This window comes from Microbacterium paraoxydans (assembly GCF_900105335.1).
In the GTDB taxonomy this organism is placed as follows: domain Bacteria; phylum Actinomycetota; class Actinomycetes; order Actinomycetales; family Microbacteriaceae; genus Microbacterium; species Microbacterium paraoxydans.
Window position 1 is genome coordinate 3,201,212 of record NZ_LT629770.1, and the last position, 20,233, is coordinate 3,221,444.

At 72.1% G+C, this 20,233-nt stretch carries 14 protein-coding genes; 8 read left to right on the plus strand and 6 right to left on the minus strand.

The window, feature by feature from the left end:
- Nucleotides 1-15: 15 nt before the first annotated feature.
- Entirely contained in the window at nt 16-1,038 is a 1,023-nt protein-coding gene (locus BLU02_RS15630; protein WP_060923606.1) for an endonuclease/exonuclease/phosphatase family protein, read from the minus strand.
- Nucleotides 1,039-1,152: 114 nt separating this feature from the next.
- On the opposite strand from BLU02_RS15630, the gene BLU02_RS15635 reads away from it, so the two are divergent.
- Together BLU02_RS15635 and BLU02_RS15640 are read left to right on the plus strand one after the other, a co-directional pair.
- The gene (locus BLU02_RS15635; RefSeq protein WP_060923607.1) at nt 1,153-2,016 is read left to right on the plus strand and encodes a PHP domain-containing protein; all 864 of its coding nucleotides are present in this window, start codon (nt 1,153-1,155) and stop codon (nt 2,014-2,016) included.
- A gap of 62 nt (nt 2,017-2,078) precedes the next feature.
- A complete protein-coding gene (locus BLU02_RS15640; protein WP_060923608.1) occupies nt 2,079-2,984 on the plus strand; it encodes a DUF817 domain-containing protein in 906 nt (301 codons plus the stop codon).
- A 9-nt stretch (nt 2,985-2,993) separates the two neighbouring features.
- Here the strand turns inward: BLU02_RS15640 and BLU02_RS15645 are convergent, their stop codons facing one another.
- Nucleotides 2,994-4,514, minus strand: coding sequence for a DEAD/DEAH box helicase (locus tag BLU02_RS15645; RefSeq protein WP_083371047.1), 1,521 nt, complete (start codon nt 4,512-4,514; stop codon nt 2,994-2,996).
- Between the two features lie 193 nt (nt 4,515-4,707).
- Here BLU02_RS15645 and BLU02_RS15650 point away from each other — a divergent pair, with 193 nt between their 5' ends.
- Nucleotides 4,708-5,421 (plus strand): ferritin-like fold-containing protein, encoded by a 714-nt coding sequence (locus BLU02_RS15650; RefSeq protein WP_060923156.1) that lies wholly within the window; start codon nt 4,708-4,710, stop codon nt 5,419-5,421.
- Between the two features lies 1 nt (nt 5,422).
- Here the strand turns inward: BLU02_RS15650 and BLU02_RS15655 are convergent, their stop codons facing one another.
- Nucleotides 5,423-5,710, minus strand: a complete 288-nt coding sequence (locus BLU02_RS15655) for a hypothetical protein (RefSeq protein ID WP_060923155.1) — start codon at nt 5,708-5,710, stop codon at nt 5,423-5,425.
- A 7-nt stretch (nt 5,711-5,717) separates the two neighbouring features.
- Complete coding sequence (locus tag BLU02_RS15660; RefSeq protein ID WP_060923154.1) at nt 5,718-5,942, minus strand: DUF3107 domain-containing protein; 225 nt, start codon at nt 5,940-5,942, stop codon at nt 5,718-5,720.
- Between the two features lie 150 nt (nt 5,943-6,092).
- Here BLU02_RS15660 and BLU02_RS15665 point away from each other — a divergent pair, with 150 nt between their 5' ends.
- Both BLU02_RS15665 and BLU02_RS15670 read left to right on the plus strand, forming a co-directional pair.
- On the plus strand, nt 6,093-9,302 hold the full coding sequence (locus BLU02_RS15665) for an ATP-dependent helicase (RefSeq protein WP_060923153.1): 3,210 nt from the start codon (nt 6,093-6,095) through the stop codon (nt 9,300-9,302).
- Nucleotides 9,299-12,781 carry an ATP-dependent helicase gene (locus BLU02_RS15670; protein WP_060923152.1) on the plus strand — a complete coding sequence of 1,161 codons (3,483 nt, stop codon included), beginning with the start codon at nt 9,299-9,301 and terminating at the stop codon, nt 12,779-12,781. The genes BLU02_RS15665 and BLU02_RS15670 overlap by 4 nt, the downstream gene beginning before the upstream one ends.
- Here BLU02_RS15670 and BLU02_RS15675 read toward each other — a convergent pair.
- Complete coding sequence (locus tag BLU02_RS15675) at nt 12,727-14,076, minus strand: protein kinase family protein (protein WP_231919596.1); 1,350 nt, start codon at nt 14,074-14,076, stop codon at nt 12,727-12,729. The genes BLU02_RS15670 and BLU02_RS15675 overlap by 55 nt on opposite strands.
- A gap of 64 nt (nt 14,077-14,140) precedes the next feature.
- Here BLU02_RS15675 and nudC point away from each other — a divergent pair, with 64 nt between their 5' ends.
- Both nudC and BLU02_RS15685 read left to right on the plus strand, forming a co-directional pair.
- Entirely contained in the window at nt 14,141-15,022 is an 882-nt protein-coding gene (gene nudC / locus BLU02_RS15680) for an NAD(+) diphosphatase (protein WP_060922955.1), read from the plus strand.
- Complete coding sequence (locus BLU02_RS15685; protein ID WP_060922956.1) at nt 15,019-16,740, plus strand: ATP-dependent helicase; 1,722 nt, start codon at nt 15,019-15,021, stop codon at nt 16,738-16,740. Before nudC ends, BLU02_RS15685 begins: the two co-directional genes overlap by 4 nt.
- 826 nt (nt 16,741-17,566) lie before the next feature.
- Here BLU02_RS15685 and BLU02_RS15695 read toward each other — a convergent pair.
- Entirely contained in the window at nt 17,567-18,976 is a 1,410-nt protein-coding gene (locus tag BLU02_RS15695; protein ID WP_060922958.1) for a zinc-dependent metalloprotease, read from the minus strand.
- A 118-nt stretch (nt 18,977-19,094) separates the two neighbouring features.
- On the opposite strand from BLU02_RS15695, the gene BLU02_RS15700 reads away from it, so the two are divergent.
- On the plus strand, nt 19,095-20,186 hold the full coding sequence (locus tag BLU02_RS15700; RefSeq protein WP_082750132.1) for a YlbL family protein: 1,092 nt from the start codon (nt 19,095-19,097) through the stop codon (nt 20,184-20,186).
- Nucleotides 20,187-20,233: the final 47 nt, after the last annotated feature.

Sequence of the window (20,233 nt, forward strand, 5' to 3'; positions counted from 1 at the left end):
CGCGCCAGGCGCGGATCAGCCGGTCGGCTCGAGCTGCACGATGAGGGCGCGATGATCGCTCCCGCCGGCATCCTCGAGGACGGCGGAACCCGTGGGTCGCCAGTTGGGGGAGGCCATCACGTGGTCGATGGGGGCGCCGGCGAGGGCAGGGAACGAGCTCGGCCAGGTTCCGGACATCCCGTTCCCGGTCCGGGAGGCGGCGTCGCGGCAGTACCCCATGTCGCCGCCGTCGATGCCGAGGGAGGCCATGTGATCCACGGTGGCGTTGAAGTCGCCGGCGAGGATGAAGTCACCCGCGGGGCACTGGTCGGCGATCCACTGCAGATCACTCTGCCACTGCTGCATCTCCTCCATGCGCGGCGCGACCGCGTGCACGGCGACGATCGTCGGACCGTCGCCGTCGATCGGCATCAGCACGGCGCTGGGCACGGATCCGGTGTTGTTGCTCCCGTCCTTCGACGACTCGATGACGGAGTACTCGCCGAGCTCGGGGGCCACGAGGACCGTCGTCTGCCACGATTGCGGGCCGTCCTCCACGTCCGGGCGGAACTGCACGTGATGCACCCACATCGGATGCCCCTGCTCGCGGAGCATGAGCGCGATCCGCTCGCCGACCTCCTCGGTGGTCTCGGGCAGTGCCACCACGTCGGCCTCCTGCTCCAGGATCTCCTGGGCGATCTGCTCGGCGGAGACGGCCTCACCCGCGGTGTTCCAGGTGAGCACCCGCAGGCTCGTGTCGGTCCGCTCGGGAATGGCGGCCACGCCGAACCCCCGCGTCGCTCCGATCGCCCCGGTCGCGGCGGCGCCGAGCAGGGCGACGATCAGGACGGACGCCGCGAAGCCGCGCAGCGGCCGGGCGAGCAGGAGCAGCAGCGCCAGCACCGCGATGACCAGGAACCCGCCGAGCACGAGGCCGCGGGCGGCCACGAGCTGCGCGAACGGGTACGTCTGCTCGAGGTTGAAGAACTGCGGCCACACCACGACCGCCGCCGCGATCGCGAAGAGCACGGTGAGCAGGATCCCCAGGAGTCGAAACATCCCCTTCAGCCTAGAAGCGTCGCCTGTGAAGTCCCTGCCTCGCGGCTGGCCCGACGCCGCGATCGGGGTCCGGGAATCCGCGCCACGCGCGTCGGCGCTCGGTACGCTCGGAGGATGCCCGTTCCGCCCGCCGGTCCCGCCGATCTGCACCTGCACTCCAATCACTCCGATGGCACCGAGGCGCCGGGCGAGGTCATGAGACAGGCGCATCGACACGGCGTGCGGACCGCCGCGCTCACGGACCACGACCGCACCACCGGCTGGACGGAGGCCGGGGACGCCGCCGTCGCCCTCGGTATGACCTTCCTTCCCGGGATGGAGCTCTCCGCCAAGCACGAGTGGCGCAGCGTGCACGTGCTCGGCTATCTCTTCGATCCGGACGACGCGGCGCTGCGGGCCGAGACCGACCGGATCCGGAACGACCGCATCGGAAGAGCGGAGCGCATCGTCCGAAACATCGGCCGCGACTATGACCTGCATTGGGACGACGTCCTGGCCCAGACCACGCTCGACGCGACCGTCGGCCGCCCGCACATCGCCGACGCGCTGGTGGCGCGCGGCATCGTGCGTGATCGGGGCGAGGCCTTCGACGGCATCCTCCACCCGCGGGAGGGCTACTACGAGCCGCACTACGCTCCGGACCCGCTGACGGCCGTGCGACTGATCACTCAGGCGGGAGGTGTGGCGATCATCGCCCATCCGGTCACGGCCGGCCGGGACCGGATGATGCCGGTGCCGTACATCGAGCGTCTGATCGACGCGGGGTTGGCCGGGTTCGAGGTGGATCACCGGGAGAACACGACCGCCGGCAAGAAGCTGCTGCGCGAGCTGGCAGCCCGGCACGACCTCATCGTCACCGGGTCCAGCGATTACCACGGCACCGGAAAACCGAACGTTCCGGGAGAGAACACCACGGCGGAGGACATGGTCGCCCGGATCATGGATCGCGCCTCCGGCTCCGGTCCGCGGCGTCCCTGACCCCGGCGTTCTGTCGGCGGTCTCCCGGCGTTCTGTCGAGACGGACGGATACGGTCCGAGGCATGCAACGTCCCACCTCCCTGGAGCGCCGCGTCGACGCGACCGCTCGCCGACTCCTCCGCGCGGTGCCGACCACGGGCTTCCGCGCCGGGCTCGCCGAGTTCGTCGTGTTCGTGCTGAAACAGGCATGGGCGTGCGTGTTCGGAGCGGCCCTGCTGGTGGTGATCGTCGCGGCCCGCCTCTGGTATCCCGACGACGCGGCACTGGCCCGCAACGATGCGCTGACGATCGCGGCCGTCCTGATCCAGGTGGCGATGCTCGTGTTCCGCCTCGAGAGCGGACGTGAACTCTGGGTGATCGTGCTCTTCCACATCACCGGCACCGCGATGGAGCTGTTCAAGACCGACGTCGGCTCCTGGGCGTACGCGGCGGACGGCATCCTCCGTATCGGCGGTGTCCCGCTGTTCAGCGGTTTCATGTACGCGGCCGTCGGTTCCTACATGGTGCGCGTGTATCGGCTGTTCGACCTCGGGTTCACCCGCTACCCCCGCCGGTGGTTGACGGCTGTGCTGGCCGCCGCGATCTACGTCAACTTCTTCACCCACCACTGGTGGTGGGATGCGCGCTGGGTGCTCTTGGCAGGGGTCATCGTGCTGTGGCTGCCCACGATCATGCATGCCCGCGTATGGCGCCGCACCATCCGGCTGCCGCTCCTGGCCGTCTTCGCCGGAGTGGCGGTGTTCATCTATCTGGCCGAGAACATCGGCACCTGGGCGGGTGCCTGGGCGTATCCCGACCAGGCGGATGTGTGGCAGCCCGTGTCCCTGAGCAAACTCAGTTCGTGGTTCCTGCTGATGATCATCTCGGTCGTACTCGTCGCCTGGGTCTACCCGCCGCAGGTCCCGGCTGCACTCCTGGAGAACGAAGGGCGCCGCACGGAAGACCGTGCGGCGCCCCTCGGACGATGATGATGCGGATCAGGCGCCCGTGACGGGTGCCGCTCCGGTGCCGGAGCCGCCGCGACGACGGCGGCGACGACGCGCCGGAGCGGGCTTGCCATCGTGGTGCTCCTTGCCGGCGCCGTCGTGCGTGCCGGCGCCCTCGGCGCCGCGGTCGGCGGCCTGCGCGGTCGAGCCCTCGGCGGATCCTCCCTCGCTCGCCCCTTCGGCGAAGGTCGAGCCGACGGGCGTGGAACCCGTGCGGCGGCGGCGACGGCGGCGCGTGCCGCCCTCCCCGGTCCCTTCAGCGGCGGCGTCGGCAGCGCGCTCCGGGCGACGGGAGCGCTCGGTCTTGACCGCCTCCTTCTTCGGCGCGCTCACGAGCCGGCCCTTCGTCCCCTCGGGGATGTCGAGGTCGGTGTAGAGGTGCGGGCTCGAGGAGTAGGTCTCGATGGGCTCGGGCTGGCCGAACTCGAGGGCACGGTTGATGAGGGCCCACTTGTGCAGGTCCTCCCAGTCGACGAAGGTGACGGCGATGCCGGTCTTCCCCGCGCGGCCGGTGCGTCCCGCGCGGTGCAGGTACGTCTTCTCCTCGTCGGGGATCGTGTGGTTGATGACGTGCGTGACGTCATCAACGTCGATGCCGCGCGCGGCGACATCGGTCGCCACGAGAACGTCCTTCTTGCCGGCCTTGAACGCGGCCATGGAGCGCTCGCGCTGATCCTGGCCCATGTCGCCGTGCACGCCGCCCACGTTGAAGCCGCGGTCGGTGAGCTCGTCGACGAGGCGCTGCGCCGCACGTTTCGTCCGCGTGAAGATCACGGTCTTGCCGCGCCCCTCGGCCTGCAGGATGCGGGCGATGACCTCGTCCTTGTCGAGCGAGTGTGCGCGGTAGACGAGGTGCTTGATGTTCGCCTGCGTCAGACCCTCGTCCGGGTCGTTGGCGCGGATGTGGATGGGGTTGGTCATGAACCGCCGCGCGAGCGCGACGATCGGACCGGGCATGGTCGCGGAGAAGAGCTGGGTGTGCCGCACCGCCGGCACCTTCTGGAAGATCTTCTCGATGTCGGCCAGGAAGCCGAGGTCGAGCATCTTGTCGGCCTCGTCGAGCACGACCTCGGTCGCGTTCGAGAGATCGAGCAGGCGCTGGCCGGCGAGGTCGATGAGACGACCCGGCGTCCCGACGACGATCTGCGCGCCGGCCTTGAGCTGGTCGATCTGCCCCTCATAGGCCTTGCCGCCGTAGATGGCGACGACGCTCGTGGAGCGGTTGCTCGTGAGGAGGTCGATGTCCTCGTAGACCTGCACCGCGAGCTCACGGGTGGGGACGACGATGAGGGCCTTGACGCCCGGCTCCGGGTCCTTCCCGAGTCGCTGCACGACCGGGATGCCGAAGCCGAAGGTCTTGCCCGTACCGGTCTTGGCCTGCCCGATGATGTCCTGGCCGGGGAGGCCGAGGGGGATGGTCTGCTCCTGGATCGGGAAGGCATCGACGATGCCCTTCGCTGCCAGTGCGTCGACGATGTCCTGGTCGATGCCGAGTTCGGCGAAACTTGTCACTGTGTTCAGATGCCTGTCCGGCGACCTCGCGATCGCCTCGTAAACGGAGCCACGCCGTCTCGTGTGCCACAGGCGCGGGGCCCCGCTCCGACGGCGGGGACACGCCCAGCCTACCGGAGGGGCGGCTCCGGACAGGGAGGACGCCGTCGCCCGAGTATTGTGAACGACGTGGCCGACTCGGGAGGAACACCTCGTGGTTAAGTGGTTCTGGCAGCGCGACGCCGCGCCGCGACGCACCTTGGCGCTGCGCAGCCGGGGCGAGCAGAGCGATGCGACGCGCGTCGACTTCGCGGAGCTGGCGCCTGAGCTCGACCGGTTCCTCGGCCAGGCGGCCTACCTCCAGCTCGGCTACTTCGAGACGCTGACGCGGCTCATCCGCGCGACTCCCGAGCTGGCCGAGAAGGAGTCGCTGTCGCGGGCCGCCGGTGCCGCGCTCACCAAGCACCGGGGCATCGTCGACATCATCGCGGCACGTGGCCAGGACCCGACGCAGCTCATGCTCCCGTTCCGCGAGCACCTGGACGCGTTCCGGCGCAAGACCATCGGGGCGCGCCCGCGCGAGACCCTGCTCGCGGTCTACATCACGGCAGGCATGCTCGACGACTTCTACCTCGCGCTCGCCTCGAGCTACGGCGAGACGGGGCGGCGGGTCGCCGAGATCCTGCGCGAGGACGACGCGCGCCACGAGATCGTCGCGATCATCCAGGAGACGATCGAGAGCGACGAGGAGTGGCGCTCGCTGCTGTCCATGTGGGCACGACGCCTCGTGGGGGACACGATCCTCGTCTGCCGTGCGGCGCTGCGGCCGGAGCTCCTCGCCGTGGAGGAGGCCCGCATCGAGCCGGTGTACACCGAGCTCATGGGAGCGCACGCCCGCCGCATGGATGCGATGGGCCTCGCGTCCTAGGTCAGATCCCGAGCGCGGCTCGCCTCTGCGCGTCGCCGCGTCGACGCCCTGCGGTGAGGGCCGCGGTCGCCAGGGCCGCGACCACCGCCGCGCCGAGGATGCTCGCGAGCCACAGCCAGGGGCTGTCCTCGCCCACGCCGGCCCATTGCAGGCTCGTGTAGACGATCGCCGAGACGGCCGTCGCGATCGCCGGGGCGAGGGCGACGCCGCGCAGCTCGCGACCGCCGATCAGGAAGTGCGCGGCGATCCCGAGCACGCAGGCGCCGACGAGGGCGAGGAGGATGTACATGCGCGGGTCAGGCGACGAAGCCCACGCGACGCGACTCCTCGGTGCCCAGCTCGATGTAGGCGAGGTTCGCGGTCGGCACGATGTAGGAGTTGCCCTTCACGTCGGCGAAGCTCAGGTGCGAGGCGCTCTGCTCGAGTGCCGCGGAGACCTGGGAGCGGACCTCGTCCGCCGTGGCAGCGGTGTCGAAGCTCAGCTCGCGGCCGGTGTTGATGATGCCGATGCGGATTTCCACGGATGCTCCTTGCAGGTCGTCGGACTCGCCAACTCTATCGCGCAGCCGGCGGCGGAGACCGGCGACGGCGGCCGTTTCGCCCTGAGCGCACAACCCGCGACGAGCGTCGCCTTCGACGTCGATGTCCGCGCCTCCCGATAGCGTGGAGGGATGTTGTCGGATGCCGCCCAGCGAGCCGTGATCACGGCGCCGCCGACCGCGTCCGGCGTCGTGATCGGCGCCCCCGGCACGGGTAAGACGCGCACGCTCGTCGACCGGGTCGTGCAGCTCCTCGAGGTCGAGGGACTGCGGCCGGAGGAGGTGCTGGCGCTCACCCCGAGCCGGCAGGCGGCCACCGCGCTGCGCGACCGCATCGGCGTGCGCATCGGCCAGGCGACGCCGGGGCCACTGGCCCGCTCGCTCGGGTCGTTCGCGTTCCAGCTGGTCCGCGGGGCGATGGTCCGCGAAGGGGCCGAGCCGCCGGCGCTGCTCACCGGCGCCGACCAGGATCGCATCATCGCCGAGCTGCTGGCGGGCGACGTCGAAGACGGCCGGATCTCCTGGCCCCCGGCGCTCAGCGAGCCGGTCCGCGCCTCGAAGGGCTTCCGCTCCGAACTCCGCGCCTTCCTCGCGGAGTGCACGGAGCTGGGGGCGAACCCGGCGGAACTGCGTGCCACCGGCGATGCGGTCTGGACAGCGGCCGCCGACTTCGTGGAGGAGTACCGCACCGTGCTCGACGCCTTGCGGTCCGCCCACCGCGACGCCGCCGACCTCCTGGGTGAGGCGGCGGGGATCCTCCGTACGGCGGACGCCGCGACGTTCGGAGCGCTGGCACCACTGCGCGTGGTGCTCATCGACGACGCCCAGGAGCTGACGCGCGGCGGGATCGGCGTGGTGCGCGCGCTCCTCGACCGCGGCATCGCCGTGCAGGCCTTCGGCGACCCCGACATCTCCTCCGGTGCCTTTCGCGGGGCCAGTCCCGAGCTGTTCGCGCAGCTCACCGGCGCGCTCGGCGCCGTGCACGTGCTCGACGGCGCGCACCGCCAGCGCCCCCTGCTGACCGCGCTGACGCGCACGGTGACGCAGGCGATCGGGGTGTCCGGACGGGTCGAGCACCGGCGGGCGCCGGCACCGGCGGCGGAGGACGACGAGGCCGAGGTGTCGACGTTCCTCGCCCCGTCCCCCTACGAGGAGTTCGACCGGATCGCCGGGGTCATGCGCGACTGGCATCTCCGGGCCGGAATCCCCTGGGAGCGGATGGCGGTCATCGCCCATGACACCCGTCAGGTCACAGCCCTCGAGACCGAGCTCGCCGCGCGCGAGATCCCGACGAGGGCCGCGGGGGTGCAGCGCCCGCTCGGCAGCGAGGGGATCGTGCGCGACATCGTCGGCATCGTGCGGCTCGCGTTGACCCCGGACGAAGAGCGCACGGTGCAGGCCTGGGAGGAGGCGCTGCGCACACCCTTCGGCGGCATGGACGCGATCGCGCTCCGTCGGCTGCGCGCGCGGCTCCGTCACCTCGAACTCGGCCAGGGCGGGTCGACTCCGGCGCGCGAGCTCCTGCGCGCGGCGATGTCGGCACCGGCCACCCTCACCCTCATCGATGCACCGGAGTCACGGACTGCCGAGCGCTTCGCCGAGACCGTAGCGGGCGTCGCCTGTGCCGCGGCGGGGGGAGAGACGATCCATGACCTCCTGTGGCGCATCTGGGAGCAGGCCAGGGCCGTCGACGGGCGGCGGCTGCACGTCGCGTGGCGGGAGATCTCGCTGCTGCCCACCGGCGCCGAGACGGCACGGTCGCTCGACGCCCTCGTGGCCCTCTTCGACGCGGCCAAGCGCTTCGTCGAGCGCACCCCGAACGAGCGCCCCGAGGTCTTCGTGCGCGACATCCTCGACAGCGAGGTGCCGGAAGACACGCTGTCGTCGCCCGAGCGGCCGGGCACGGTCACGCTGCTCACGCCGGCCACCGCGCTCGGGACGGAGTTCGACGCCGTGGTCGTCGCCGGGGTCCAGGACGGCGTCTGGCCCAACGTGCGACTGCGCGGCGGGCTCCTGCAGACCTGGCGGCTGGCGGACGCGCTGACCGCGGCTCGCTCCGGCCTGCCGGCCGAGGTGCCGGACGTCCTCGACCGGCGTCGCGCCGCGCTCCACGACGAGCTGCGGCTGTTCGTACGGGCGATCTCGCGCGCCCGCCACCGGCTGCTCATCACCGCCGTCGACGACGACGATCTGACGCCCAGCGCCTTCTTCGGCTTCCTTCCCGCGCCGCAGCCGTCCGAGCGCCATCCCTCCGCAGAGCACCCCCTCACTTTGCGTGGGCTGGTCGCGCGGTACCGCCGGGTGCTCACCACGGCCCACTCCGAACCGGCGCAGCGCGAGGCCGCCGCCCAGCTCGCCGTCCTGGCGAGGGAGGGGGTGCCGGGAGCGCATCCGCACGACTGGTACGGGGTCACGGCGCCGTCGACGGCCGCGCCGCTGCGCGATCTCGCCGCGAACGGAGCACGGGTGTCGCCCTCGGCCGTGGAGTCGTACGAGGAGTGCGGGCTCAACTGGGTCGTCTCGGCCCTCGGAGGCGATACGGTCATGCCGCCGACGGCCGGTATCGGCACGATCGTCCACGAGGCGATGGAGCGCGTACCGGACGGCGACCTCGAGCGCATGCGCGAGATCGTCGAGGAGCACTGGCCGGAGCTCGACTTCGAGACGGCGTGGATCGGTCGCAAGGAGCGTCGTCGCGCCGACCTGTTCATCGACCGGTTGCACAGCTACCTCGGCGAGGTGAGGCGAGACGGCGGTCGCATCCTCGGCAGCGAGGTGGAGTTCCGGTTCGCCGTCGACGTGTCCGGCGAGACCGCCGAGCCGACCGTGCACCCGGTGGGAGAGGACCGCGGTCATCGTGCCATCGTGCACGGCTACATCGACCGGGTCGAGGCGTACCCGCCCGGGGCGGGCGAGCACGGCCCGGCCCGAGGACGCGGCTGGCAGTCGATGTCCGGCGGGCCGGAGGGGACCACGGTGGTCGTCGACCTCAAGACCGGGAAGACCGATCCGGAGTCGGACGGCGGCGTGGTCGATCATGCCCAGCTCGCGGCCTATCAGATCGCGGTGCAGGAGGGCCTCGTGCCGGGGGCCGCGCCGGGCTCGCTCGGGGGCGCACGTCTCGTCATCGTCTCGAAGACGCTGGCCAAGAGCGACTACCGCGTCGCGCACCAGCACGCGCTGGACGCCGAGGCGCGGTCGCAGTTCCTGAACCGGGTCGCCGAGGTCGCCCGCGGCATGTCGGCGGCGAGCTTCACGGCTCAGGTCGAGGCGCACTGCGCGGACACGCAGCGCCGGGTGCATCCCTGCCGGATCCACACCGTGCCGGCGGTGAGCGCGTGACCGCAGGAACCCCGGACGCCGTGCTCTCGGCGACCGACATCGCCGCCGCGCTCGGACTCCCGACCCCGACGCCCGCCCAGCAGCAGGTGATCGAGGCTCCCCTCGAGCCCGCCCTCGTCGTCGCCGGAGCCGGCAGCGGCAAGACGGAGACCATGTCGGCCCGGGTGGTCTGGCTCGTCGCGAACGGGCTCGTCCGCCGGGACGAAGTCCTCGGACTCACGTTCACCCGCAAGGCGGCGGGGGAGCTGGCGGAGCGCATCGGCGCCCGCCTCGCGGTCGTCGACGAATACGGTCGGCGGGGTCTGCTCCCGCATCTCCCGGAGATCGTCGCCGGAGAGGCGCTGCGCCGCGTGGCGGAGGCCGCGCCGGGGCGGCAGCGTGAACTCGTGCGCGCCCACGTCCTCGATGACCTCGCGCGGCACTACGGCACGGGCGGGCAGTCCGGTGCGGTCCGCACGGCCGAGGACCTCCTCATCCGTCCTCGCGTATCGACCTACAACGCCTTCGCGGACGGCATCGTCCGCGAGCACGCCGCGCGCATCGGCCGGGACCCCGATGTGGCGATGCTCAGCCAGGCGGCGTCCTGGATGCTGGCGCGCGAGGTCGTGCTCCGCAGCGACCTGCCGGAGCTGGAGGAGGTCGACTACGCCCTGGGAACGGTCATCGACGCCGTGCAGCGGCTCGCCGGCGAGGCCCTCGATCACCGGGTCGACCTCGCGGAGGCGGAGCGCCTCGCCGCGGCGCAGGCCGCGGCGTTCGAGCCCTACCGCTCCCACGCCGACGTCGAGAAGGCGGCGGTCAACCTCCGGAGTCTGTCGACCCTGACCCGTCTCGTCCGGGACTACATCGCCGAGAAGGACCGGCGCGGAGTGCTCGACTTCGCCGACCAGGTTTCCGGCGCGTTCGACATCGTCGAGTCGGCTCCGGACGTCCGCGCCGAGCTCCGCGAGCAGCACCGGGTCGTGCTGTTGGACGAGTATCAGGACACCTCCGTGATCCAGACCCGCTTCCTCGCCGAGTTGTTCCGCGACACGGCCGTGATGGCCGTCGGCGATCCGCATCAGTCGATCTACGGCTGGCGGGGGGCCAGCGCCGACAACCTCTACGCGTTCCCCCGGTCCTTCTCGAGCACGGGCGACGTGCGCACCTACAGCCTCATGACGAGCTGGCGCAACGATCGGAGCATCCTCGACATCGCCAACCGCGTCCTCGAGCCGCTGCAACGCCCCGGACTCGACGTCCCGCCGCTGGAGCCGCGGCCGGGCGCGGGGGAGGGCACGGTCGCCGTGCGCTACCCGTTCACCGTCGACGACGAGGCCGCCGAGGTCGCGGCCTGGTTCGCCGAGCGCCGCGCCGCCCATGACGAGACCTCGACTTCCCCGCACACCGGCGCGATCCTGTTCCGGTCCAAGCGCCACATGCAGACCTTCGCCGGCGCGCTCGCCGCGCGGGGGATTCCGCACCGCATCCTCGGACTGGGCGGACTGCTCGCCACGCCCGAGGTCGTGGACGTGGTCTCGACGCTGCGGGTGGTGCACGATCCGACGGCCGGCTCGGCGCTGATCCGGCTCCTCACCGGCCCCCGCTTCGGGGTCGGGGTGGCGGACATGGCCGCGCTCTACGAGCTGGGACGGGCGATCGCGGAGCGCGACACCGCCCTCATGCCCCTCCCCGAGGAGGTGCGGGCGCGGCTGCGCTCGTCCCGTGGCGCCGACGAGGCCGTCTCCATCGTGGACGCGGTCGACATCGTGCGCGCGGTGCGCGACGACTATCGCCTGCTGGAGGGCATCACCCCGGAGGGGCGCGCCCGGATCCGGTCCGCGGGGGAGATGCTGGAACGCCTGCGTCGCGCATCGTCCCAGCCCATCCCGGAGCTCATCCGACTCATCGAGCTGGAGCTGCGGTTGGACATCGAGCTCGCCGCCAACGAGACCCGAGGACCTGCGCGGGTCGCAGCCACACAGTTGCGGGCGTTCGCCGACGAGGTGCGGGCGTTCCTCGCCGCCGACGAACGCGGCACCATCGGCAGCCTGCTGGCCTGGCTCGACAAGGCGGAGAGCACCGACGAGCTCATGCCCCGTCCGGAGCCGCCGGAGGCCGGCGTCGTGCAGCTGCTCACGATCCACGGATCGAAGGGCCTGGAGTGGGATGCCGTCGCCGTCGTGCGCCTCGTCGTCGACGAGCTGCCGGGGCGGGTGTCCGACACCTCCGGGTGGTTCGGGTTCGGCGTGGTGCCCTTCGCGCTGCGCGGAGACCGCGACGCGCTTCCGCGCTTCGTCTGGGATCCGGAGGAGGCGATGGAGGGCGAGACCGACCCCGGCAAGCGGCAGAAGCTCGCCCAGGCGTCGCTGTCGGGCGGCGCGACGAAGGCGAACCCGCACGGCGGCGCGCTCAAGCGGTTCAAGGACGCCTACCGGGAGTACCAGCGGCAGGAGGAGCGCCGTCTCGCCTACGTGGCGATCACCCGAGCGAAGAGCGACCTGCTGCTCAGCGGGGCGCACTGGGCGGGTCAGAAGGCACCACGCACCCCGAGTCCGTACCTGCTGGAGGCCATCGACGTCCTCGGGCTCGACGAGATCCCGCCGGTCGATCCGGACGAGAACCCGTACGACGGCCCCGGGGCCACGCTGCACTGGCCGCTCGATCCGCTCGGAGGACGGCGCGGGGTGGTCGGTGCCGCGGCCGCAGTCGTCGAAGAGGCCCTCCAGGACGACGCCGTCGTGCCGACGGAGGAACTGCGTCGGCTGCTGGACGAGCGCGCGGCCCGCCAACGCGGAACGGACGCGCAAGCCCCGACCCGGGTTCCCGCGTCGCGGTTCAAGGACTACGTCACCGACTACACCGGCACCCTGTCCTCGCTCGTGCGTCCGATGCCGGAGCGTCCGTACCGTCAGACCCGTCTGGGGACCCTGTTCCACGCGTGGGTCGAGCAGCGCTCCGAACTCGTCGGTGTGGGAACCCGGGTCGACGAGGCGCTCTGGGAGATCGACGAGGACGAGCCCGAGGGCGACAGCACCCCGGGCGCTTCCGCATCCGGGGCTGCGGCGGACGCCGCCGACCTCGCTGCGCTGCAGGAGACATTCGAGCGGAGCGAGTGGGGACCGTTGCAGCCGCTCGCCGTGGAGATCGAGATCGACTTCGCGCTGGGAGCCGGCCTTCCGGGGCTGCACTCAGGCGCGGACGCGCACATCGTCATCTGCAAGCTCGACGCGGTGTACCGACGCGCCGACCGCGGCGGACGGATCGAGATCGTGGACTGGAAGACCGGGCGGGCGCCACGGACGCCACAGGAACGCGAGGAGCGGATGCTGCAGCTCGCCCTCTATCGGCTCGCGTACCATCGGCGCTTCGGCGTCCCGCTGGAGGAGATCGACGTGGCGCTGTACTACGTGGCCGATGACCTCGTCATCCGCGGGGATCGCGTCTACTCCGAGGAGGAGCTCTTCCAGCGCTGGAGCGCCGCCCGCGCCGCGCGCTGAGCCTCTTCGGAGTCGTCGTCGTCCGCGGCCGGGGACGAGGCGAAGGCGGAGGACTCGCTTCGTCCGCCCCCTCGCGTCTCGGCGAACGCGTGTGCGACGCCGGAGAGGTCCTCGGTCTCGATGCTCGCCACCGCGGCGCGGTGCTCCGCGTCGGGTTGCGACGGTGCACCCCCAGGCACATCCAGGTCGGCCGACACGTCGGCTGGCGCGTCGTGGTCCGCGTCGTCCGCCTCCGCCGCCCAGAGCTCTTCGGGGTTGTAGGCGTCGGTCTGCATCGAGGTGTCCACCTCCGGAGCGGCCGCCACCGGCACGCGGTCGAGCGCGTCCATCGCGGAGTCGACGTCCGAGCGACGATCGCCGGGCACGCCGAGGTCGTCATGGCGCAGGCCGTCGGCCAGAGCCTCGAGCAGAGCCGCGGCATCCTCCACGATGTCCTCGCGCCGCAAGGCGTCGCCGTGGACGAGCCAGCGCGCGAACTCCAGTTCGGCGAGCAGGCGCGCGCGAACCTCGAGCCCGGCGTCGGGAGTGCGGTCCATGGTGCGGGCGTAGGCGCCGTGCACGTCGGCCGCCGCGTCGGGAGCCGCGGACAGCCAGGAGAGATCGAGTGCCGGATCGCCGACCGCGAGACCGTGCCAGCCGATCACGCCGGTGACCTCGGGGCCGCGCTCGGGGTGGTCGTCGAAGAGGAAGGACGTCGCCTGCGCGCCGCCGAGGACGACCGTCGACTCGAAGCGCCAGAGGTCGTCGTCGGCGACGGCATCCCGCCACCTCACCGTGAGGCGGGCGGGGACGCGTCCGGTGGCGGCCGCGGTGTCGACGAGCCGCTCCAGTTCGGCGCGGCTCTCCTCGGCGCTGCGCATCACGAGTCCGGCGCCGCGGACGACCGACGTCGGCAGCCCGTGCACGGCGGCGATCGCGGCTCCCATGGATTCCGCCGCGCCGCGTCCGGCCGGCACCATCGACGCCTCGATCTGGAAGCCGGGGAGCAGCTCGGTCACGAGCGCGCGCCCTTCGCCCACCCTGGTCTCGCCGATGTAGCCGGGGGCGCGGAACGGCAGCATGGCACGCGCGCCGTCGGTGAGGGCGCGCAGCGCCAGGGCCTCTGCCGCCAGCTCCCGCGCCGCGTCGTCGTCGTCCGCCACGCGGATCGCGAGTTCCCGGCCGTCGGCGAGGGAGGCGACGGCGGAGTCGAAGCGCCCGTCGCCGTCCGCGGTGAGCGCCCGGGTGCCCGTGACCTCCGCGCCGGGAAGTGCGGCCGTCACCGCCGCGGCTAGAGTGAATGGAGAGCGTCCCATGCCCCCAGGGTAGGTCGGCTCAGGGGCGGTCCCGCCTCCGCCACGCCCGTGAAAGGGGGAGTCGATGAGCATTCCGCGCCCGTTCTTCGACCGCGCCGCCGAACTCCGCGAGGAGGAGGGCGTGCTCGAGCGTCTGCGCGACGACGCGGGCTCGCGCGTCGTCGTCGTCCGGGAGGGACGTGTGCGTGTGGCGGCCTCCGCGCTGCTGCGCGTCTCCGCGGACGAGGTCGCGGACGGGACATGGGCGCTGCTCGGCCGGGATGCCGACGGCACGGCGCTCCTGCTCGCCGCGCTGCCGCCGGAGACCGAAGCCCTCGACACCGCGCCCGACGAGATCTGGCTCGGGCTCCGCGACCTCGGCGGGCGCCTGGACGCGGCGGAGTCCGAGGTCCTGGTCGCTGCCGTCGCCCTGGCCGGCTGGCTCCGCGACGCCCCGTTCTGCCCCACCTGCGGCGGAGGGACGGAGCTGCGCAACGCGGGCTGGTCTCGGCGGTGCCTGGTGTGCGGGCGCGAGCACTTCCCGCGGACCGATCCTGCCGTGATCGTCGCCGTCGAGAGCGCGGACGGCGAGCGGCTGCTGCTCGGCGCCAACGCCAACTGGGGCGGACGCATGTACTCCTGCTTCGCGGGTTTCACCGAGGCGGGCGAGTCCCTCGAAGCCACCGTGCACCGGGAGATCGAGGAGGAGTCCGGCGTGCGGCTGTCGGCCCTCCGCTATGTCTCCTCGCAGCCGTGGCCGTTCCCGCGGTCGCTCATGGTCGGCTTCCGTGCCGTCGTGGAGGACGAATCGGCGGCCAGGGCCGACGGTGAGGAGATCATCGACGTGCGCTGGTTCACACGGGCGGAGATCGGTTCCGCGCTCGCCGGGGACGGCCCCGTCGGGCTGCCGGGGCCCGCGTCGATCGCGCGCGCTCTCATCGTCGACTGGTTCGAGGATCGCCCGTGAGCGCACTCGATGCCCTCGACGAGCGGCAGCGAGCGGCCGCATCGGTGCTGCGAGGACCGGTGGCGGTGCTCGCGGGGGCCGGTACGGGCAAGACCAGGGTCATCACCCACCGCATCGCGCACGGGGTGGACACCGGTGCCTATTCTCCGTCGCGCGTGATGGCGGTGACCTTCACCGCGAAGGCCGCCGGCGAGCTCCGCGGTCGCCTCCGTGCCCTGGGGATCGAGGGTGTCGCCGCTCGCACCTTCCATGCCGCCGCTCTCGCGCAGCTCAACTTCTTCTGGCCCACGTTGGCGGGGGCTCCCGCGCCGTCGATCATCGACAACAAGGTGCGCATGCTCGGCCAGGCCGCCGACGCCATCCGCCTGCGTCCTCGAACGGCGACCCTGCGTGACATCGCGTCGGAGATCGAGTGGCGGAAGGTGTCGATGATCTCGATCGACCGGTACGCCGAGCTCGGACGCCCGGTCAGCGGGGTCGACCCCACGCAGCTCGTGGAGTTGATGCGCGGCTACGAGGCGCTCAAGGACGAGCGTCACCAACTGGACTTCGAGGACGTGCTGCTCGCGTGCGCGGGGATGCTGGAGACCGAGCCGCGCGTCGCAGCCGCCGTCCACGAGCAGTACCGGCACTTCACGGTCGACGAGTTCCAAGACGTGTCGCCGCTGCAGAACCGGCTTCTGGAGCTGTGGCTGGGGGATCGTCACGACATCTGTGTCGTCGGTGATGCCAGCCAGACGATCTACTCCTTCGCCGGAGCCGACCAGCGGTTCCTGCTCGAGTTCGAACGGCGGCATCCGGACGCGACCGTCGTACGACTGGAGACCAACTATCGGTCGCAGGCTCCCATCCTGACGGCGGCCAACGCGCTGATGCGCGGTCGCCCCGGGGCGCTGGAGCTGATCCCTGCCCGGGAGCAGTTCACCGCCGAGCCGCCGACGATCACGGCCTACGACTCGGAGGCCGAGGAGGCCGCAGGCATCGCGGCCGGCGTCGCCGCCCGCATCGCCGACGGCGCCTCGCCGGCCGAGATCGCCGTGCTGTACCGGGCCCACGCGCAGTCCGCGGTGCTGCAGCAGGCGCTCGCCGCCGAGGGGATCGCCACCTCGGTGCTCGGCGGCACGCGGTTCTTCGCCATGCCGGAGGTGCGTCAGGCGATCCTCGCGCTCCGAGCTGCCGCCGTCGCGCCGACCGAGCACGGATTCCTGCCCGGGGTACGGCGCGTGCTTCGGGAGCTGGGGCTGACCGAGGAGCCGCCGACGGCCGGGGGAGCGCAGCGCGACGGCTGGGAAGCGCGTCGCGCCATCCTGCGCCTTGCCGAGGAAGCGAGTCCGGAGACGACGCTCCGGTCGTTCAGCGACGAGCTCATGGCCCGTGCCAAGGATCAGCACGAGCCGACCATGCGGACGGTGACCCTCTCGACCCTGCATGCGGCGAAGGGCCTCGAGTGGCCGCACGTCTATCTCGCCGGGTGGGCGGAGGGGTCTCTCCCCATCTCGTACGCGACGACGTTCGAGGCCGTCGATGAGGAGCGACGCCTCGCGTATGTCGGGATCACGCGGGCTGCGCGCACGCTGGAGCTCTCGTGGGCGCGGTCGGCAGGGCGCGGCGAACGGGCGCCGTCCCGGTTCCTGGCGGAGATGGGGACGACGGGTCGCGGCACAGGCATTCTGCGCGAAACCGCACCGAACGCCACACGATCGCGCCGTCCGCGCTGATCCTGGCGATGCGCGCCGGATCGGCCGCGGCCAGGAGGTGCGCCGCGACGGCGCCGGCCGACGCCACCCTGGCGAGCGTGATGCGCCCGGGGTCGCGGCCCACGAGCTGAGCATGGATCAGCGGCCACGCAGGGTCGCGCGCCGTGTCCTCGGCATCCCGGCAGCTCAGACACGGGGTGAGCCCGGGCGAGACGAGCGGTCCCACCGTGATGCGCGCCGGCTCGATGGCGATCGGCAGATGCGAACGGTCGGTCCGGAGGAACGGCGCGAACTGCACGGCCGCGGCCGCGCCGGGGACGAGGAGGACGGCGACCGTGGCCGAGGCCGGTGCCTCGTCCGATGCGAGCGGGACCCCCTCGTCGGCCAGCGTCTCGCACAGCCGCCCCTCGGCGCGGGTGTCGGTGAGCCCGAGCGCGGAGACCCGGGCGGCGCGCGGGCGGACGGGCTCGTCCTGCAAGGCCGGTTCGAGGACGGCCAGCAGTCGGCGGGCGTCCTCCCGCGGTGCGCCCGCGCGATGGGCGACGACGTCGAAGGCGCTGCGTCGGAATCCTCGACGCATGCGGCTGAGGAGCCGTTCGACCCACGGCGCGGACGCGGGGATGCGGATGGCGGGGTCGTCGCCCACCTGGAGGGTCGTTCCGTCTCGCCAGAGCAGCGGCAGCGCGGGGTCGAGACGGGTCAGGGTCGTCGGGGTGAGCGGCACCTCTCGATTCTGCGGATCACCGAGGGAGCGCAGGTCGATTCGAGGGATCGGTGGAGAAGTCGGCGTCCCGCCCGAGGTCGGGGAGAAGGAGTGATCGTGCTCCCCGGCTCGGCTGAGACGGACTCAGACCGGACGCCCGCCTTCCGGATCGTCGCCGGCGTCGCCGTCGGGCGCCGCGTCGTCGCCTTCGGCGGGCGTCTGTCCTGAGAAGTCGTCGCCGTCCAGCAGGCGGGCAAGGGCCTCGTCGAACTCGTCGGCCTCCGGCTGCTCGCCGCGCTCAGCGGCCTGCAGGCGGGCGATCAGCGCTGTCGGGTCGTCGATGTCCTCTGCGGTGGGCATGAGGTCCGGGTAGTCCCACAGGGAGTCCCGGGCCGCGACACCGACCGCGTCGGTGACCGCACGCCACATGGCCGAGGCTTCACGGATGCGCCGTGGTCGGATCTTGAGCCCGACCAGCGCGCCCAGGGCATCCTCGGCGGGACCGCCGACCGCGCGCCGACGCCGCGCCGCCTCGGCGATCCTGCCGCCGTCCGGCAGCCGGGAGGTGGCGTCCGCGGTGACGACGTCGACCCACCCGTCGATCGTCGCGATCAGGTTCTCCAGCCGGGCGAGGGCTTCGCGCTGCGCCTCGGTCTGCGTGGGCAGCAGGGCACCGCCCTCGATCGCCGCGCGCAGCTCCTCGGGGTTCGAGGGGTCGAGGCGGCTCGCCACATCCTCCAGAGCGTCGACGTCGACCGTGACGCCCCGGGCGAAGTCGGTGATCTGCGCCATCACATGCAGGTGCAGCCACTTGGCGTGCCGGTACAGGCGGGCGTAGGCGAGCTCGCGCGTCGCCACGTAGAGGGCGATCTGATCCTCGGGGATCTCGAGCCCCTCCCCGAAAGCGGTGAGGTTCTGCGGGATCACGGCGGCCGTGCCCGCCGGCAGCACGGGGATGCCGACATCGCCGCCGGACACGACCTCGAGGGAGAGGTTGCCGAGCACCTGCCCGAACTGGGCGGCGAACACCGAGCCGCCGAGGCCTCGCATCAGGCGTCCCGCACCCTGCACCACGCCGCGCATCTCCTCCGGCACCTGGGTGTCGAGGGCAGCCGTCAGCGCGTCGGCGATGCTGGTGGACACGGGGTCCGCGATCTCCTTCCACACCGGGAGCGTCTTCTCGACCCATTCGCCGCGGGTCATCGCCACCGGCGGGTCCGCGAGCTCGGAGATGGTGGTCGCCTCGCCCAGCCAGAGGCCGGCGAGAGCGAACGAGTCGGCGAGGGAGGACCGCGAGCCGTCTCCGATGCCCTGGCCCTCGCGGTTCGCGATGTGCAGGGCCTGCCGCAGGGAGTTCTCCCACGGGTCGCCGCCGAAGGCGCCCTGAAGCTGCGCCATGATCGTCTGCATCATCGCCGGGTCGAAGGTGAAGCCGTCCATTCCCTGGAACGCGTCGCGCAGCGCCTCGGGGTCGATGTCTCCGCCGCCCTGGTTCGAGAGCATCCGTCGCAGGAACTCCTGGAAGTCCTCCGGGTTCGGTTCGTTGTCTGCCATGTCGCTCGCCCTCTCAGCACGTCTGAAGCCGTGGCATCTACGCTAGTCACAGGTTTCAGTGCGCGACCCCGAAGCGGGCAGATCGCTGTACGCCGCTCGCGAACGACGGAGGATTGCTGTGGAACGACCGCGCGCAGGGAAGCTCGGACTCGGTGTCTGGGCACTGGTGGTCGCGCTCGCCGCGCTCGCCGTCCTCACCTTCCTGCCGTCGCCGTATGTGATCCAGCGTCCCGGCCCCGTGTACGACACCCTCGGCACGGCGAAGAACGCCGACGGCGAGCAGGTCCCGCTCATCAGCGTCGACGGGACCGAGACGTACGAGACGGGCGGGACGCTCGACCTGACGACCGTCCAGGTTGTCGGCAACCGGGAACGGACGCCGAGCTGGTTCGAGCTCGCCCTCGCGTGGATGGACGCGTCGCGGGCCGTCGTGCCGCTGGACGCGGTGTTCCCCGAAGGCGTGACCACCGAGCAGCGGGACGAGCGGAACGCGATGCTCATGGTCGACTCGCAGCACGAGGCCACGGCCGCCGCGCTGAACGAGCTCGGCTACGACACCGGAGCCGAGGTCGTGGTGGTGGACGCCGTCGAAGGGTCGCCAGCCGACGGCCTGCTGCAGGCGGATGACGTGATCACCGCGATCGACGGCACGCCCGTCACCTCGGCGACTGCGCTCCGCGAAGCCATCCAGGAGGCGGGCGGCGATCCGGTGGCACTCACGGTGCGCCGTGACGGCGACGAGCAGACGGTCGAGATCACGCCGGAGGAGCAGACCCAGGAAGGCACGACGTCGTGGCTCATCGGCATCACCCTGCGCACCGACTACGACTTCGAGGTCGACGTCACGATCCAGCTCGACAACGTCGGCGGCCCCAGCGCGGGGATGATGTTCGCCCTCGGGATCATCGACACCCTGACACCGGGCGAGCTGAACGGCGGCAAGGAGGTCGCGGGCACCGGGACGATCGATGCCGAGGGGACCGTCGGCCCGATCGGCGGCATCCGCCAGAAGCTCTACGGCGCCCGCGACGCCGGCGCGGACTACTTCCTCGCCCCGGAGGCGAACTGCGACGAGGTCGTGGGGCACGTGCCGGACGGCCTGCAGGTCATCCGCACTGCGACCCTCGACGAATCGCTCGCGGCGCTGGAGGTCATCGCCGAGGACGGCGATGTCGACGCCCTGCCGACCTGCGACGTCCCGGCCACCTGAGCCGGCGCGGGTCGTGACCCCGCCGTGACCGGTGTGACAGCCCGCCC

Excerpts from the sequence above, each read along its gene's own strand:
- BLU02_RS15630 (WP_060923606.1), bottom strand. The coding sequence starts at position 1,038 with ATGTTTCGACTCCTGGGGATCCTGCTCACCGTGCTCTTCGCGATCGCG.
- BLU02_RS15635 (WP_060923607.1), top strand. The coding sequence starts at position 1,153 with ATGCCCGTTCCGCCCGCCGGTCCCGCCGATCTGCACCTGCACTCCAAT.
- BLU02_RS15640 (WP_060923608.1), top strand. The coding sequence starts at position 2,079 with ATGCAACGTCCCACCTCCCTGGAGCGCCGCGTCGACGCGACCGCTCGC.
- BLU02_RS15655 (WP_060923155.1), bottom strand. The coding sequence starts at position 5,710 with ATGTACATCCTCCTCGCCCTCGTCGGCGCCTGCGTGCTCGGGATCGCC.
- BLU02_RS15665 (WP_060923153.1), top strand. The coding sequence starts at position 6,093 with ATGTTGTCGGATGCCGCCCAGCGAGCCGTGATCACGGCGCCGCCGACC.
- BLU02_RS15675 (WP_231919596.1), bottom strand. The coding sequence starts at position 14,076 with ATGGGACGCTCTCCATTCACTCTAGCCGCGGCGGTGACGGCCGCACTT.
- nudC (WP_060922955.1), top strand. The coding sequence starts at position 14,141 with ATGAGCATTCCGCGCCCGTTCTTCGACCGCGCCGCCGAACTCCGCGAG.
- BLU02_RS15695 (WP_060922958.1), bottom strand. The coding sequence starts at position 18,976 with ATGGCAGACAACGAACCGAACCCGGAGGACTTCCAGGAGTTCCTGCGA.